The sequence below is a fragment of the Peptoniphilus grossensis genome (assembly GCF_001940285.1).
In the GTDB taxonomy this organism is placed as follows: domain Bacteria; phylum Bacillota; class Clostridia; order Tissierellales; family Peptoniphilaceae; genus Peptoniphilus_A; species Peptoniphilus_A faecalis.
Genome location: NZ_MJIH01000001.1, coordinates 1554238 through 1571681, shown reverse-complemented (window position 1 = coordinate 1571681; position 17444 = coordinate 1554238). Strand labels below are relative to the sequence as shown.

At 31.2% G+C, this 17444-nt stretch carries 17 protein-coding genes; all 17 read right to left on the bottom strand.

Annotation, left to right across the window (positions count from 1 at the left end; translation table 11 throughout):
* Positions 1-8: 8 nt before the first annotated feature.
* The gene (locus tag BIV18_RS07580; RefSeq protein WP_083635558.1) at positions 9-1223 is read right to left on the bottom strand and encodes an MFS transporter; all 1215 of its coding nucleotides are present in this window, start codon (positions 1221-1223) and stop codon (positions 9-11) included.
* Positions 1224-1565: 342 nt separating this feature from the next.
* Complete coding sequence (locus BIV18_RS07575) at positions 1566-2156, bottom strand: hypothetical protein (RefSeq protein WP_075660022.1); 591 nt, start codon at positions 2154-2156, stop codon at positions 1566-1568.
* 56 nt (positions 2157-2212) lie between these two features.
* A complete protein-coding gene (locus tag BIV18_RS07570; protein WP_075660021.1) occupies positions 2213-2698 on the bottom strand; it encodes an acyl-CoA thioesterase in 486 nt (161 codons plus the stop codon).
* Between the two features lie 132 nt (positions 2699-2830).
* A complete protein-coding gene (locus BIV18_RS07565) occupies positions 2831-4135 on the bottom strand; it encodes a cation:proton antiporter (RefSeq protein WP_083635557.1) in 1305 nt (434 codons plus the stop codon).
* Positions 4136-4184: 49 nt separating this feature from the next.
* Positions 4185-4826 carry a TetR/AcrR family transcriptional regulator gene (locus BIV18_RS07560; protein WP_075660020.1) on the bottom strand — a complete coding sequence of 214 codons (642 nt, stop codon included), beginning with the start codon at positions 4824-4826 and terminating at the stop codon, positions 4185-4187.
* Between the two features lie 417 nt (positions 4827-5243).
* Positions 5244-5762, bottom strand: a complete 519-nt coding sequence (locus tag BIV18_RS07555; RefSeq protein ID WP_075660019.1) for a ClbS/DfsB family four-helix bundle protein — start codon at positions 5760-5762, stop codon at positions 5244-5246.
* Between the two features lie 317 nt (positions 5763-6079).
* Positions 6080-6577, bottom strand: coding sequence for a hypothetical protein (locus BIV18_RS07545; RefSeq protein ID WP_144015210.1), 498 nt, complete (start codon positions 6575-6577; stop codon positions 6080-6082).
* A 688-nt stretch (positions 6578-7265) separates the two neighbouring features.
* The gene (locus tag BIV18_RS07540) at positions 7266-7538 is read right to left on the bottom strand and encodes a type II toxin-antitoxin system RelB/DinJ family antitoxin (protein ID WP_075660016.1); all 273 of its coding nucleotides are present in this window, start codon (positions 7536-7538) and stop codon (positions 7266-7268) included.
* A 430-nt stretch (positions 7539-7968) separates the two neighbouring features.
* Positions 7969-8898, bottom strand: a complete 930-nt coding sequence (locus BIV18_RS07535) for a helix-turn-helix domain-containing protein (protein ID WP_075660015.1) — start codon at positions 8896-8898, stop codon at positions 7969-7971.
* Complete coding sequence (locus tag BIV18_RS07530; protein ID WP_075660014.1) at positions 8891-10291, bottom strand: ATP-binding cassette domain-containing protein; 1401 nt, start codon at positions 10289-10291, stop codon at positions 8891-8893. The genes BIV18_RS07535 and BIV18_RS07530 overlap by 8 nt, the downstream gene beginning before the upstream one ends.
* Complete coding sequence (locus BIV18_RS07525) at positions 10285-10980, bottom strand: energy-coupling factor transporter transmembrane component T (RefSeq protein ID WP_075660013.1); 696 nt, start codon at positions 10978-10980, stop codon at positions 10285-10287. The genes BIV18_RS07530 and BIV18_RS07525 overlap by 7 nt, the downstream gene beginning before the upstream one ends.
* Positions 10980-11561, bottom strand: a complete 582-nt coding sequence (locus tag BIV18_RS07520) for an MptD family putative ECF transporter S component (RefSeq protein ID WP_075660012.1) — start codon at positions 11559-11561, stop codon at positions 10980-10982. Before BIV18_RS07520 ends, BIV18_RS07525 begins: the two co-directional genes overlap by 1 nt.
* 9 nt (positions 11562-11570) lie before the next feature.
* Entirely contained in the window at positions 11571-13292 is a 1722-nt protein-coding gene (locus tag BIV18_RS07515) for an ABC transporter ATP-binding protein (RefSeq protein WP_075660011.1), read from the bottom strand.
* Positions 13289-15037 carry an ABC transporter ATP-binding protein gene (locus BIV18_RS07510; RefSeq protein ID WP_075660010.1) on the bottom strand — a complete coding sequence of 583 codons (1749 nt, stop codon included), beginning with the start codon at positions 15035-15037 and terminating at the stop codon, positions 13289-13291. The genes BIV18_RS07515 and BIV18_RS07510 overlap by 4 nt, the downstream gene beginning before the upstream one ends.
* A gap of 461 nt (positions 15038-15498) precedes the next feature.
* The gene (locus tag BIV18_RS07505) at positions 15499-15759 is read right to left on the bottom strand and encodes a Clp protease/crotonase-like domain-containing protein (RefSeq protein ID WP_075660009.1); all 261 of its coding nucleotides are present in this window, start codon (positions 15757-15759) and stop codon (positions 15499-15501) included.
* Positions 15728-16162, bottom strand: coding sequence for a RidA family protein (locus tag BIV18_RS07500; RefSeq protein WP_075660008.1), 435 nt, complete (start codon positions 16160-16162; stop codon positions 15728-15730). The genes BIV18_RS07505 and BIV18_RS07500 overlap by 32 nt, the downstream gene beginning before the upstream one ends.
* On the bottom strand, positions 16162-17379 hold the full coding sequence (locus BIV18_RS07495) for a pyridoxal phosphate-dependent aminotransferase (protein WP_075660007.1): 1218 nt from the start codon (positions 17377-17379) through the stop codon (positions 16162-16164). The genes BIV18_RS07500 and BIV18_RS07495 overlap by 1 nt, the downstream gene beginning before the upstream one ends.
* Between the last annotated feature and the right edge of the window lie 65 nt (positions 17380-17444).

Below are 17444 nucleotides of genomic sequence, written 5' to 3'. Positions count from 1 at the left end.
AATTAAAATTATTTTGTATTTACAACTTTTAAATATAGTGGAAGGGCAAGAAGCTGCGTCGTCATAGAAATAATTATCATAATAGGAATAGAAATGCTATACATTACGCCAAGTAACCACGAACCCAAGAACCAGAAAAATCCAAAAGAAGACTCAAAAATTCCATATCCAGTGGCTCTATTTTCCTTTGGTACCATGGAAGTTACTGCCGCCTTTAAAATTGATTCCTGTGCACCCATGCCAATTCCCCAAAGGACCAATCCAAATAAAAGTGCAGGAATACTTTTAAATCCAAAGATAAAAATTGAAAAAGGTGCAGAAATAATTGTGGAAATTACTAGAGCCTTTACTCCATTTTTGTCGTATATATGCCCGAAAATCAGTGCTGCAATGGCATCCACAAGCATTGCTCCTGCATAAAGTAGTGGAATTGTTCCACTGTTAATTAAATTTGATGTTTGTATATTTCCTGCTGTAAAATTTTTAGTTATGTGCATAATTATTATTGAATAGTCGATGAAACCAAAGGCAAAAAAAGAAATTCCCGCAATATAATATATAAAGGACTTTTTCATTTTAAAGGGTTCTTCCCTTTTTGACTCTGGCTCAAAACGCTCTGGGTTTGGAAATTTCATCTTCGTATAAAATAAAAAAAGGATTGTAATGAAACCAGGAATTGCCAAAAATGCAAAGCAAGTTCTATAAATTTCAAAAGTGCTGCCCTCTGTTTTAAATAACATAACTAGATATAGAAAAACTGGACCTAGAAATGCACCAATTTGATCTAACATCTCTTGTATTCCAAAGGACTTTCCCACGCCTTCCTGCGATGCAGCAAAGGACATAATAGTATCTTTAGCTGGTTTTTTTATTGCCTTCCCCATTCTTTGCACCACAAGTAAAAGTGATGCAGCAAGCCAACCATTTTCGCCCACAAGTGCAAGAGCAGGAACAGCCAAAATATCTAGTACATAACCAAAAATTACCATTGTCCAATATTTTTTAGTCTTGTCAGTAATTTTTCCAAAAACATATCTCATAGAATAGCCAACTAGTTCGCCAAGCCCCGAGATAAAACCAATAGTCCCTGCCGATGCTCCAAGTACAGTGAGATAAGCTCCTCTAATGCTCGATGCACCTTCATGTGTCATGTCTGAAAATAAGCTTACAATGCCAAATAAAATTATAAATAACATTGCAGTAGAAATTCCTTTTTTCTTCAAAATAATCTCCCTTCAAAGTCTTAGTTTTATTATTATATCATCATATTATAAATTTTCTTCAAAAAATAAAAAAAGTTTGCAAGTTTAATTTGCAAACATAAATTAATTTTTATCAAAATTTGTAAGACTTTTTATTAAATTTATGCAATTATATAAATAGATAGATCAAATATTATCGTCAGTATAGTGTCAATGTACAAAAATGTCTTTCTTATTTGTATCTTTTCAATTTAACCAATCAATAATATTTTTTCGCAAAATATTGCAATAATTTAAAAATAATGACCACACTTTTCCTTTATTTTAAAGTTTCAAAATTTTTTAAAGTTTCATTTTTATTTTCTATATTATTTGAAAATTATTAGAAAAATTTTTATGTTTAATACTTTCACTTTGATAATTAAAATTTTCTTCTGTATTTTTAATAAAAATTCCATTTCTGCCATAAATTAGAAATTTTAAAATTTCTCTAGTTTCTTTATTTTCTATTTTATTTAAATCACAAAAAACATCGCCAAGTTTATCATTATCCAATTTATTCATAGTAATTAAATTTTTCTTGTGAATTTCATAATTTGGATCCAGCCAACCTACATTTAAAACATAATATTTTTCTCCGTCATAAATTAAACTTCTGTCATCTTTTGCCGAAAACACAGATGCTAAAAAGATAAAAAAAGAAGAAATACAAGCACAAATTATTAGAAAAATCAATAGTATGACTTTTATATATCTATTAAGCTCAATTCTTGTCAATTTATAGAATGAAAAAATTTGAAGTCCTATAAAAAATAAAAAATTAAATCCAAGTATAAGATTATTAATTATTGGAATTAGTTCGACTCTTTTAATAATTGCAAAAACACCAAAGCTAATAACAAAGGATGTAAAATATATTAAAATGCCTATAATATTTTTGTTTTTTAAATCCATAATAACCTCGAAACTTTTAAATTTTAAAAAAGAGGTTGAAAGCAATTTCTTTTAAACTACATATTGTCCTTTACTCCAACGGCAACCATCCTTGCCTTTGCACGAACTTCTCCATCAGCTTCCATTACCATATTTACTATGACTTTTCTTTCGCCAATTTCCTCAGCAGTTGCCCTAACAGTAATTTCCACATCCATTGGAGTTGGTTTTTTGAAATCAACTTCAAGTCTTGCAGTAATAAAACGACCTATTACTGTGTCTTCAGTCAGTTCAAGACCTAAATCATGATGCTTAAACCATGCCGCAGATGCAGTTCCGTGACAATCGAAGATCATTGCAATCATTCCGCCAAAAAGGTTTGCAGGAACGCCACCAGTATATACAGAATCTGGAGTTACCTTTGCGATACACTCTCTTCCATCTTCAGATGGATAGGATTTTAGGTGCATGCCTTCGTGATTTTTAGGACCGCAACCCCAGCAGTATTGAAATCTTTCACCATAAGTTTCTTGAATGGCAATATTTTTATTTTCTTTATTCATTTTATTCCTCCAAGTTTATAATTAATTTTGCTTTTAATATTTTTATTGTACCACATTTGAGTTTTAAAAATAAAAAATCTCTTGGAATATGATTTCTAATTTTATTTTACCTTGTCTTTAAGTTATTTTAATCTAATTTTCTGCTTTTTTATTCTCCTCCGATTCATGATATTCTAGTTTAATAGTTTTATGCTTAATTCCTACTTTCTTCTCGCTCTTTGTATTCCCCAATTCTCCAGCCCATTCAAATCCTTTTTTGGCGGTTATTACCGCAATAATTTCGTTAATTACAGCTGCTGCTGCAATAGTTCCCTGAACAATTTTTGAATCTTTGGGAGCTGGTGTGGCTAAAACTGAAACGGCAATGCCAGTAAATACCAAAGAAACTCCAGAGTGCGGTAAAAGAGTTAACCCAAGATATTTTTTCACAGTTTCGGGAGATTTTGTAATACTCGCTCCAAAATATGCACCAAAATATTTTCCTGTCGCTCTTGCTGCAATATAAATAGCAGTAAATAAACCAGCTCCAAGAATCAAATGGTAATCCAAGGGTGCTCCTAAATTTAGGATTACAACAATCATCGATATACTTAAAATAGGGCTAAATCCATGCATTATCTGTACAAGACGTGCCTTTGAAACCATGTTGGAAAAGGTTGCAGAAAATGCCATGCCAATTAACATAAAGTTCAAAACAGGGCGGGGCAAAATCAATACATTAAAAATAAATCCTACAGAAGATGCCAATATTATCATGGCAATCAACAAAATCAATGTAGAAGATTTGCCTCGCTCTTTTTTCAATACTAATCCAGCTAAAAAACCTATTGCAATGCCTATAATCAAAGGTAAAATTACAATAAAAGCGATCATATATGCTGGTAAATCACCGGCAGAAAAATTGCCTGCAACAATTGCAATCGTTGTGAAAAAGACTATACAGCCTACAATATCATCTAATGCTGCCATGGGGATTAAAGTTTCAGTAACTGGTCCTTTGGTATTAAATTCTCGGACAATGGATAATGCTGGGGCTGGTGCTGTTGCAAGTGCAATTCCACCAAAAATAAATGCCAAATATATTGGAATATTTGATTTATAAAATACTATGCCGAAAACCAGTGATACAATTAAAAAAGTGCCCAAAGATTGTGTCAGTGTTGTAATTACAATAGCCCTTCCAGACTTTTTTATTTTATTCCAGACAAGCTCAGTCCCAATCATTAAACCGACACCACATTCAAGAATATGATTAATTGTCTGATACCACTGCGCATCTAAAAGTTCTTGATTTATAAGTGAAAGTGCATGCGGTCCTAAAAACATTCCAGCAATCAACCATCCCAATATTGATGGTAATTTCAATTTAGAAACAAGCTTACCCACAAAAAATGCAATTCCTATTGTTATAAGTAGCCTAAAAAATAATATAATCATTTCGCTTCACCTAATCTTTCTAAAGAGAGTCTATTACATATAAAGTTTTTTAATTTTCACCATTTTTCTTTGTTGATTCCTTCGCTAAACCATACAATATGATGTCAAAAATTGTAGATAATTTTCCCTCGTGGTCATCAACAAATTCTCGATAGTCACCTTTTTGTTCTGATTTTTTTTGAAAATAGTTATTGAACATTTCACTGACACCTAAAAAATATTCCAATGCTATCTCTTTTGTAATCCCTTCTCGCAATGTAAGATAATCCAAAAGAGCAAGATAATACTCACTAAAATACTCATCAAAACCATTGCGCAACTTAGCAAGTTCATGAATCAGATGCTTTGGCGGTTGTAAAACTGTATTGAAAAAAATATTAGCATAATGGGGGTTGTCTTGAAAAAATCTTTGTCTAATCATAAGGAAGTTTTTCAAGCCATCTTTAGCACTTTGAATTTCAAAAGGCTGTGCCTTCAAAGCCTCTGTCATTTCATCATAGCAAGCTTTTACGCAAAGCAAATAGAGCTCATCCTTCCCTTTAAAATTGTGATAAATCAATCCCTTGGAAATCTTTCCTATTTCACATATGCTATTGACTGATGCCGCATCGTAACTTTTGCTGCCAAATTCTTTAAGTGCCGCATCAATAATACGCTCCTTAGTTTTTTGAGTTTTTTCTTGTTTTTTCATTCTAACCTCCATTATTTATTATTGACTACATGGTCTATTATAGTAAAACATAGACCGTTCAGTCAATAACTAAAATGTAAACTTTTCTTTCATTTATAGATTTATTCCTTCTTCTAAAGAGAAAAAATTGAAATTTCTTATTAGTTTTCACACAATTATTTATAATAGATGTCAATAAAGTAATGTAAAAACTGATGAAAGATTATATTTACTTTTTAATCTCAAATGAAATAATCTCTGTAGTTTTCACAGCAAAAAATCTTTTTTATTTTTAGTGTATTTGTTTTTAATAAATGGAATAAATTTTTTGTCCTTTCTCCTTGATTTTAAGCAAAAAAAAACAGTAAATCTATTGATTTACTGCCTCATGAATTTTCTTATAACTTATTATTTAATATTTGAGTTAAATAACTGTAATCATAACGCTATCTTCTTCCATTTTCTGATCTTTGTTCTAAAGGTTCCAAAGGGTGCAACAGTGTTAACATGAATAAACTTATATACTTCCCATACTGCTGTTTTAGTCGCTTCATCAGCCCACTTTCGCATATGTGGTTTAAATAATTCTTCCTCACTTAATGAATCGATCATATCATAGATAGCATTAATATTTCCATTTAATTTAGATTTCAACTCTTGCAGAGATAAATGAGCGTAGGTATCTGTAAACCACTGATATAATTCGCCTAATTGATTCCATTTGAATTTATCCGATGGCGTCTTTACTTGAAGTCCCCTTCTTTCATCTTCTTCCCATTTAAGGACTAAAGTCGTCCATCCCACCTGATAAGCAAGGTTTTCTGCTGGCGTTCTGTCAACTTCACTAACTCTCTTGTCCTTTAAAGTTTCTGGAATGTCATCGAATTCTGAAATATATTTCTTAAATGTCTTATTTATTTCAGCCTTGAGTTCCTCTTTATCTTTATACACTCGCAAAAAATCACCTCTATAAGTCTTAATTTATAAGTTCCTTTATTTAAACTAAAACTATTTTATCATTTATAAATTGTGAAAAGCAATAATGCCGCTACCAATTTGATAGATGCTAAAATTCATTATTTAACTTTTTAATTTTTTAATAACCAATAATCCAATTAGAACAGTTAACCAATAACAAACCTCACCTAGAAATATTATTAATAACATTTCTTTTGTATGAGTCTTATTTATATCATATTTCAAAAAATAAAAAACACCCATAATAAAAAGTCCAATGATATTATACATTAAGGCTCTTAAGAGCGCATTTTTCATTAATGATATCCCCTTTTACTCCAATGTAAACTCGTAATATATTCTCCGTCAGTGGTATAAAAATCTCCATAGAATCTTGTGTAATGTTTTCCTGTTCTATAAGGACTTGAATACACATCTACGCTTGCTCGAACATTCCATGGCATAATTCCACCTGCCCCTAGTAATCCAGCAGAAGTAGCTGTCAATACAAATTTCCCACGATCATTGGAATAAGTAACAAATACATCACGTGTTTCTTCATCAGATTCTGTTAGTTCTAAAATTTGATCAAAGCTATAGCTTTCTGAATTTATAAGCTCTTGATCTGAATTTCTGTTTTCAAAGTAAACAATGCCAACTGATCTATCGACAGTTATAATCTGAGTTTCTATTAATACCCCTTCATCAGTAAAAAAATTAGAAGTAGTTTTGATTTTATCTCCTCTAGACATCAAATCTTCTTCAACTTTATATTTTTTCCATCTTCTACAAAGTTGCCTCACTATGTTTAACATAATCTGAATACTCAGAGGCTTGAGCATAGCTTGGAGATAAAATTGTAGCTATCATTACAAATGCCATCAATAGGCTTACTATTTTTTATTCAATTCTTTCTTCTTTTTATTGATATGGTTTATCACTTTTATTTTCACACTTCAGACCTTATTTGTCAATATCTCTTTAGAAATTACCATAATCATTCTGTGTAGCTACTTCTTTGTCTTTAAAGTCCTCTTTACTTTTTTCTGTAAACATATTATTTATATTACAAATTAAAAGCAAAAATAAATCAAAAATAGATAGTCAAGTTTCACTGCCTCAATAAATAAATGTGGTCATTGGTCTTTGCGTTGACTGCACCCTTTCGGATGAATATTAAATTTAAAATGTTTATACTATTACTTCTAAAAATTGAAAATGAAAATAGGACCTGCTTTTGTAGATGCTATCAGTCCTATTTTTTAACATAATATGTTGCTCTGCCTTTGCCCCTTCTTTCAATTATATTTTTATCTATCAATTCCCTTAAAGAATTTTCTACAGATAGTCTCTTATAATCATAGACATATTCACTATTATCATTTCTACATCTAATAGACTACCAAGAGCCATAATTTTTGTAATAACTCCGTCAATCTTTCTCTTTCCATACCAACTCTATTGAGCCTAAAGACTGACTTAAATCTGCTAGTAAACTTTATTTTATACTTCAAGAGCTTTTTTCAAATCATCCATATTATCATAAAAGCTCACATTCATATCTTTAGCTATCATTCTTCCTTCTTCTATAGCTTTTATAGTTTCATCTTTGGGAACATTTAATTTTAAATCAAAAGGAATTCCTCTTTCTCTAATACTAGCTCTTAAAAAGATATTAATTGCAGTTGTCATATTTAAACTTAAATTAGAGTAGGTTTTTTCTGCTGCTTCTTTTATTTCTTTATCTGTCCTTATATTTAAATTAGTTGTAGCCATAATATCATCTCCATTAACTTGATTATGATATAAAATTCGTGCATAGTCTATACATTGTCATTATATTACGGTTCGTAAAATAGCTCCTTAGTACTTAGGCGCAACTACATTTATAGGAATATGACTTCTATGTCTATTTTAATTATATTCTCAAAATAAAAATAGTGCTGATGATTTATAACCAACACTGTTTTTAATAGACCTTTTGTTTTTATTTATCTATTTATATCCCTTCCTGCTATCTATTCTATAAAAAATCACAACAATTGCTTCTGTTTTGATAAGATAGCTTCCCCTCACCGATTAGTATTTCTTTTAAATTTCACTTTCTCAGATTCTTTGCCATCTTCTATATGAAACTTTACCTCTATATACTATTTAACATCACCTTTAAAAAAAGTTTTATACTTCACAAGCCTTGTTTTATATTTCAAATTTTGTTATGTTTTCTATATTTACTTGGGCTTAGACCTGTGAATTTTTTAAAGGACCTTGCGAAATTAGAAGGGTTTTTAAATCCCACTTCTTCACACACATCAATTATATTTTTATTTGTTGATATTAAAATTTCCTCTGCTTTAATTAATCTCATATTATTTAAATATCTCATGGGAGTATACTGAAATATACGCATAAACCTATTGTTTAGGTATGATTTTGAAATTTTAAATTCTTTGCAAATTTTATTTAGGTCGATGTCTTCTTTCATATGAGTTTTAAGGTAGCTTTCTATCTGATAAATCTCTTCTTTCATCGCATCCTCTTTGTAATATTTTGTCCTGTTTTCTGTAACTTTTTCCTTTGCTATCCTATACATAAGTTCCAATACTTTTAGTCTTATTAAAATCATATCTCTATTTTTTAAGGCTTCTATTAATTGATTGGAAAGAAATGTTAGCTCTCTGCTGTTGAAAATATAACCAAAGTCTTTAATATTTTCTACATTTTTTAAAAATTTTGAGATGATTTCATAACTCTTGGCTTTATGATCTATATGTTTTGGTGATATGGCTATATTAAAAGCAATCGTCCTATCACTTGTACAATAGGACTTAAAGGATTTGGGAAGGGATTTTCCCACAAATATTTCCCTTGTTATCAAAACTCTTGTGTTATTTATATGAGTATAATAATTGCCTTCATATGAATATCCAATTCTATATCCATATGTGCCCTCGCTTTCCGAATTTTCAGCCATATATCTATGCTTAAAATCTATAAATAATACAGTAATGCCTGGAAATATGGCATAGGATCTCATTTTATTTTCTGGATATTCAATTCCCTCATAATCAAAAATATTTTTATCCTCTGTTGGCGATACTTTAAACCCCCAACTTTCATATCCTTTTTTATCCACTTACAAATTTCACCACATTTTCTTGCACCATTTTTATAAACTCATAGTCATGAGTTATTATAATAATGATTTTTCCATCTTCTTTCATTTCTTTTATTACTTTTATCAAATTTCTCATATTTTTAAAACAAAGCCCCGATGTAGGCTCGTCTAATATTACAATACCCTTTGGACTTGCCTTTGCAAGTGCAAGAGCAAGCCTTTGTTTTTCTCCTCCCGATAAACTCTGAGGGTGAAAGTCTTTTTTGTCCCAAAGCTCAAATTCTCTTAAAGTTTCCTCTTTTAATTTTTCATCATTTGATACAATGGAAATCTCGCTATATACCGATTCTGTAAAAAGTTGATAATTTACATCTTGCATCACAAGAGATATGTGATCGCCGTGATTTTTTATTTTTTCTTTACAATAGTATACTTCTCCTTTTTGCCCCTTATTCAGTCCGCAAATATTTCTAATAAAAGAAGATTTTCCGATTCCATTTTCTCCAATTATAAAATGAATTCCCTTGCTAAAAGATATTGAAAAATCAAATATTTCTTTTCCTCCGCTATATTTACAATAAAAATCTTTGCAAATTAATTCATCTTCCTCGTTATATGATTTATCAAATAAGTTTTTTTCAGTATAATTATCATTTTTAAAATCCCTTTCTTCTATATTTTGTAAAATCCTGAGATGATGCTTTTTTATCAAAACATCATCTACATTATTTTTGTCATATGAAAAAATTTTGTTGTTCTCAATTACAAAAATTTTATCCAAAATATCCCTTAAATAATAAAGCCTATGCTCTGCAATTATTATAATTTTACCCTGTTTTTTTAAAATTTTTATATCTTCAGAAAGCCTCTTTATAGACTCTCTATCCAGTGATGCGGAAGGTTCGTCAAATAGGTAAATCTCGTTATCCATGACAGAAACAGAGGTTATGGCAACTAATTGTTTTTCTCCCCCTGATAATTTAAGTAAATCTTTATTCAGAAGTTTTTCTGTCGAAAGCAGTTTGGTATAATATTCTATCCTATTAAAAATTTCCTCTTTTTCCATTTTTCTATTTTCCAAGGCAAAGGCTATTTCATCAAGGGAATTTATTGCATAAAATTGATTTTTTGGATTTTGAAATACTGTCGATATTTTCTCGCTTCTTTTTGTAATATCACTTTCCAGTAAATTCTCGCCATTTAATTTTATTTCCCCACATATTTTTGCACTTGTTATCTCTGGGATTATACCGTTTATTAGTTTTATAAGAGAAGATTTACCGCAACCTGATTCTCCCGTTATTACATTTATGCTACCTTTTTCAAATTTTAAATTGATATCGTCTAGGATTTTTAAATTTTTACCCTCATCATTTTCATATTCCAGAGTCAAATTTTTAAATTCTAACATAGCTTCACCTTAATAAACAAAATCGTCAAAAACAAAGAAAATAAAATTAGTATATAATCATAAAACTTTAGGCTTGCATTTGAAATACTACTTCTTTCTTCTCCTACTCTCATACCTCTTGTCATGGCAGATATTGATACATTATCGGCTGTTTGAGAAGTTATCATAAGAAGTGGAACAAATTTGTATTCTATAATTCTTGCCGGATTTTTAAAAAAATTTTTTAATGTAAGCCCGTGCATATACATCGCCTCGTTAATCACCTTATAGTCTTCTTTAATGGAGTAGAAAAATCGAAACATAACAGAAATCGGAATTATAATAAAATCGGGAAATTTCATCCTTGTTAGAGAATATACAAGGTCGCTCATCTTTGTGGTTGTCACTCCATAATACCCCATCATCACGCCCGGAATAATTCTAAGTATTATTCCACAATAGAGAGTGAGTACCATAGCAAGAAAATTCCCCTGAAAATGTGGCAAAAACTTTTGCCCCAATAAAGCAATTACTGTATAGAAAAGTCCCTTGAAAAATAGGGACTTTTCTCTGTCAAAAAGTGCTAAGATATAAGGAAATACAACTAATAAAATACCAAGGAAAGGATATTTTTGACTTACGGAACCTTCTACCACAACAATTCCAAGTACTATGGTTAATATGAACTTTGTCCTGAAATCCAGTTTCATTAAGCCATTCCCGCTTTTTTAAAATGCTTATTCAAAATTTTAATCCCGATAGTGCAACCCAAGTAGCCTCCTATCATTCCAAGAATAACAATCGGTAAAAAGGACCACATCGGCATGACGCTCATTAATTTATTTACGTATTCTTTTCCATAACCCTGTGCAATTAAAGACTGTATATAGGCATCTCTTGCAAAATATAGCGGAATAAGATTTGCCGCCGCAAATAACATAAATACTAGATAAGAAAGTCTTGCGTGTTTTATAGATTTATAGTCTCCCTTTTTCATAATATATTCGGAGATAAGTGAAAATACTATAATAAGCGGAAATACTATGGCTCCATGACCTGACATTGAAAACACCAGCCCAAAAATTATTCCCATGATTAAAATCATTCCAAATTTATTTATCTTCGTTGAGTACAACATAAATACAGGACCTGATACAATACCGCAACAAAATGGTACAATAGGCATGGCAATTGGAATAAAACCAATCATACCACCTAACCATGTAGCCGCCACTACAAGTAGCGAGAATACTCCTGCATTAACTAAATCACGAACTGTAAATTTTTTCATTTTTCCTCCTTAAAATACAAATTCTTCTGATTTTTTTGAAGAGTCTATCATCTTTTTATAGGTTTTGCTTGATTTTAGCAGTTCTTCATGCACACCAGATTGTTCAATTTTCCCATTATTCATCACAATGATTTGATTTACCTTTTCTATTGATTTCATTCTGTGAGAAATTATCATAAGGGTTTTATCTTTTGTAAGTTTATTTAATGACTGCTGAATATATTTTTCATTTTCTACATCAAGGCTTGCCGCAATTTCATCAAGTAAAATGATCTCTGCATCCTTTAGAAATGCCCTTGCAATGGAAATCCTTTGTCTTTCGCCTCCTGATAGATTTGAACCATTTTCTCCAATCAATGTGTCATACCCTTGAGGCAGTTTTTCTACAAATTCATCACAATTGGCAAGTCTTGCCGCTTCTATTACCTCTTCATCAGATGCGGACAAATTGCCTATTCTAATATTGTCCATTACCGAGCCGTTAAATAATAATACCTCTTGAAATACTATTGATATATGCTTAAATAAATCTTCTGTCCTTATTTTTTGTACTTCTTTGCCATCAATAATTATTTTTCCGCTGTCATAATCATAAAGTCTGGACACCAATCTTAAAAGAGTGGTCTTTCCACACCCAGAAGGCCCTACAAGAGCTGTTGTCTTTCCTTGAAGTGCTTTAAAAGAAATATCATCTATTACTTTTTTCCCGTCAAGATAAGAAAATTCCACATTTTCTCCTGAAATATCGAATTGATTTAACTCACTAGCACTTCCTACTTGAGTTGGAGCCTCTTTAAGTTTCCTTATTTTTTCAACAGGAGAGTCGATATACATCATTTCCGCATAATATTGATTAAATGCTGCGACACCGTCAATAAGTCTTGCTGCCGCAAATAAATATCCTGCAAAATAAAGTATGTTAATATTACCTGAGATTAATTCAGTAAGTCCAAAATATACCACAAATCCGAGAGCAAAATTCCCTACAATTCCGGTTAAAGTTATTGGCACAACTTGTCCGATTTCTGAAGAAATATGATATTTCTCAAGTTCTCTTACAAATTCCAGTGCATCTTTTTTCTTCTTTTCAGATAAATTATAGGATTTTATTTCTGTGGATAAATCTATTAATTCCTGAAACATTTTAGACGATTTTCTTTGTTCTTTATAATATATTTCAGTTGCCCTCGTCTGCCTTTTTTTTGAAAGAAAACTTAAAAGCATGGACACCAAAATTGGAAGCATCACCGCAAGTCCAAGTTTTATATTTCCCACTAGAAGCAAAACTCCTATAATGGCGAAGTTTATCATAAAACCGTAAAATCCCGGAATGGCATGACTCATGGCATGTTCAACAGTTTCCACATCCTTCATTATAGTTTGCGACAGGTCTGTTAGACTATGCCTTGAATAAAAAGATAGTGGAAGATCCTTTATCCTCTCGGATATTTCTATCCTAAGATTTGCCGATTCTTTATAAGTTTCGTTATATGTCGTTATATAATCCTTGTTAATTACATAAATCATAAAAAGTCCGATTGCGACAAAAACAATAATTGATATTTTAAAGTCAAAATTTCCTAATCCGAGAAGTCCCTGAATGACATACATTAAAAACATAATGGGCATCATATAGGATAGGCTCTTCAAGGCAGAGTATTTTATCGCAACAATTGTTCCTTTAGCACCTATTTCAGTCAATGCAAATCTATTTTTTATATAATTTTTCATACACTAACCTCCCATTCATTTGCAGATTCGTATAAATCGACAAAAGCTCTGTATCGAGTTTCCCTTTCCATGAGTTCCTTGTGATTTCCTCTTTCAATGACTTTTCCCTTTTCTACAACAAGTATTTCATCTACTCCACGCACAGATGAAAGTCGGTGAGCTATCATAATCGTCGTTCTATTTTTTATTAGCTCTGAAAAAGCAAGTAAAAGTTCGTATTCATTTTCAGGGTCTGCTGCAGCTGAGGCCTCGTCCAGTATGATAATTTTTGGATTTTTTAAAAAGATTCTTGCAATTGAAACTCTTTGGATTTCACCGCCTGATAAATTTATCCCTTCCGCTCCTATAACAGCTTTGTAGCCATCTTTAAATTTATCAATAAATTCATTGCATCTTGCCTTTTTAAGAGCATCATAAACTTCTTCGTCCGATGCATTTTCTCTTGCAAGTTTTACATTGTCAAAGATTGTAACGCCATTAAAGAGTTTTGGGTTTTGAAAAACGATTCCTATTTTGTTCATGAGATACTCTTTCTCGTAAGAAGAAATATTTTTATCTCCTATCCTAATTTCACCGGAGTCCACCGGATAAAGTCCGGAGATTAGTTTAGCAATCGTCGATTTACCGCTTCCCGATGAGCCTACCAAAGCATAGACCTTGTTTTCCGATAATTTAAGAGAAAAGTTTTCAAGTACTTTATTTTCTCCGTCATAAGAAAAATCTACATCCCTAAACTCTATATCCGTAGTTTTCATTTCCCTATCTTGTCCGAAGTTTATCTTCTTTTGCTCCATCTCTTTAAATAAATTCTCAAGATTATCAACTGCCATATTTGCCTGAAATTGGTACATGGATACATACATTATCTTCATAGTATTTGAAAAAAACAGTCCCATAAAAAGAGTGAAAAATAAAACCTTGGCACTCCACAACGCCGGACTATCCCCTCGTGAAACCATAAATAAAGCTATGAAAACAGGGCTTACTATAAAAATATTTAAAATCCACTGAAAAGCCACATAGGGAATTCTGCAAGACATGGAATATTTGTATACCATTTCTTTGTACTCAATTATTGAATCATATAGTTTTTTAAATCCGATGACTGGTGCATTGAAAATCTTCACTACGGGCATACTGCGCACATATTCAACTGCTCCTGCGTTTAACTCGTCAAGTTTCTTCATGTAAGCATCCATAAATTGGGTTTCTCCCATCATCTTTTTCATTATAATTAGAGATATAAAAACAATAATCACAAAAAATATTCCAAGATATATATCAAGTGTAAATACCAAAGCCAGCATCAATAATGGTGTTAAAATAGCAGCCGTTTGATCTGGAATCAGATGGGCGACAATCATGTGAGTCTGTTCCACATTATTGTCTATTATTTTTCTGACTTTTCCCGAGTTATGTACATCAAAAAAAGTATTTGAAGCCTCTAAAAGATGTCTTATACCCTTTTCTCTTAATCTTGTTTCCAGTCTAAATCCCGCAAGATGACTCATCCACGTTCCTGCAAGATATAAAAGTCCATGAGAAACAAACAAAAGTAAAATAATCGTAGCAATTTTTAAAGCTTCCTCAAGACTTTCTCCTAAAAAAACATCTTTAAGTAGCAGCCATATTAAATAATAAGCTGTAAATTGCATTATAATCCCTGCCATAGTTAAAATTACAGATAAAAATCCATGCATTTTTCTCTCTGGCATATAAGAAAATAATTTCTTGTATAATTTCAAATTTAAACCTCCTTAAAATAAATAGATAAATATTGCGTTTATCGCTAGTTGTTATTGATATTTTTTATCATTTATATGGTAGCATATCTTTTTAATCTTTTCTATTCAAAAATCTTCTTCTATTCAATTATTGTTTGAATATTCAATTCATTATTTTTAAATTTTATAATGAACATGGTCAATAAAAATTATATGCCTATTTGAAAAGGCATTAAGAAAGTTTTTAAAGATTCCAACACTTAAGATTGTCATGAAAACTTGCTAGCCTGTCTGATTTTAATAGACTAATCTTATACTTATAAAGTTAATAAAAACTCTTTAGAATTATCATGATAATCTCAAAATAAAAAAGCTTTTAAGATTCATTTTAAAATCCTAAAAGCTCTTAACTTAAATGCTTTTTATCTTATATTTTATTTTCATCCTTTAAAATTGATTTTTACTCTACAATCTTCCATTGTTTAATCTACAATTTTTGTCAAGTCCAAGGCTCTTTCGTGATATCGAAGTGGACAGTCTGGAAATAAATCCCAATCCATTTTTGATGTAATAGCTTCAGTTAATCTTAAAGAACCTCCAGCATTATCCATAAATAATCTCTTTCCATAAGTTGGATCATAATTTAAATAAGCAAACTTTGACCTAAGTTTACCTAAAAATTCATCACTAAAAACTCTTTTATACTTATAATTATCCTTGCAATAATTTCTCGCAATATGCAATTATTTGTATTTCTACAGGAGCATTGCCTGGAAGAGATTGAACTCCAATAGCTGCTCTTGAGCAAATTGCCCTTTCTCCATACTTTTTAACAATATAGTCTGATGCAAAATCTGCAAGTTTGGAATGGGCTGTAAATCCTTCTTCTGCATTCACATAGACTGTCATTGTAATAATATCTTTAATTTTTTCATTGCCTTCAAGAGTGTTTTCAATCGCTACAATTGCATTTTTAGTCGCTTGCACAACTGCATCCCTATATTTAGAAATATCTTCAGAAACCTTTACCCTTCCTTCTAGCATTAATTTTCCATCTATTCTTGGAGTCATTCCTGCTGAATAAATTAAATCTCTCGATCTTTTCGCTGGAATATATTTACCTTGAGGAATTGGATTTTTTTCCATTATTTCGCCCTATACCTTTCTATCATCTCAATTATTCTATCAACTGCATCTGATGCTTTCTTTGGATCTTGAGAGAAATTAAGCCTAATACAATCATCAAATTGTGGGCCAAATTCTGTCCCAACAGTAACTATAACATTTGCATGAACCCTTAAAACTTTAACAAAATCTCCAATATTAATATCTAGTTTTGGAAGTTTAGGAAAAATATAAGATCCCCCTTCTGTTGGTCTAATCTTAACGCCTTCTACCTTTCTAAATTTTTCTACTAAATCGTCACGAATATCTTGATGTACTTTGATTCTCTCTTCTAGCCATCCCTTAGGCTCATCAAACCAAAGCTCTAGCATCGCTTGATTATAACCTGGGGCACGCAAAGAAACAATTGCTTGAAGCTTCTCCATTCTATCAATAATTTTTTCTGATCCATAGGCAATTCCAAGTCTAAATCCACTCATTGATTCAGTTTTAGAAGGACCCATTATTGTAATTAATTTATCAAAATCAACATCTTCATTAATCATGTGATAATATTTGCGGTTATCAAAAATTTGTCTTGAATAAAGCTCATCTGCGAGTAAAGTTACATTGTACTTCTTTGCCAAAGCTGCAATTTTTTCCAACTCTTTTTTAGAATACACAGCTCCTGTTGGGTTTCCTGGATTTGTAAAAAGAAATACTCTAACGCCATCTTTAAAAGCAGCTTCAAGTGCATCAAAGTCTATTCCCGAACTTCCTGAAGGAGCATTTAAATAATCAAGTTGAATTGGATAAATATCCGCTTCTAAAAATTCCGCCAACTTCCTGTTGTCAAAATAATCTGGCTCTAATATGGCTACTTTATCATCTGCTGCAATAAGTGATGACATAGCGAGAAATAGAGCTCCTTGTGTTCCTGGCGTTATAATAATATTTTTATTAGGATTAATTTCAACCCCTGTGAATTTTGTGATTTTTTTTGCAACATTTTCTCTAATATACTTGTGGCCTCTGTACTCCGAATAAGCTTGCTTTCCACCATCTTCATAGGATTTTATAAATCTATCAAGAGAACCTGGGATTGGGGGATGGGCATCCACATCTCCATGAGAAAAATCAACAAATTCTCCCTCTAGCTTTTCCCCTCTAAGATCTAAAATAGCACTATCTTGTAATGACTCCTGACCAGGCGCATTATCAATTCCCAGTTTCTTAAATTTTTCTTCAATTCTAGTCATGTTTACCTCCTCTTCTGCAAATCTACTATGTTATAATCATATCAATAAAACCTTTTTCACGTCTA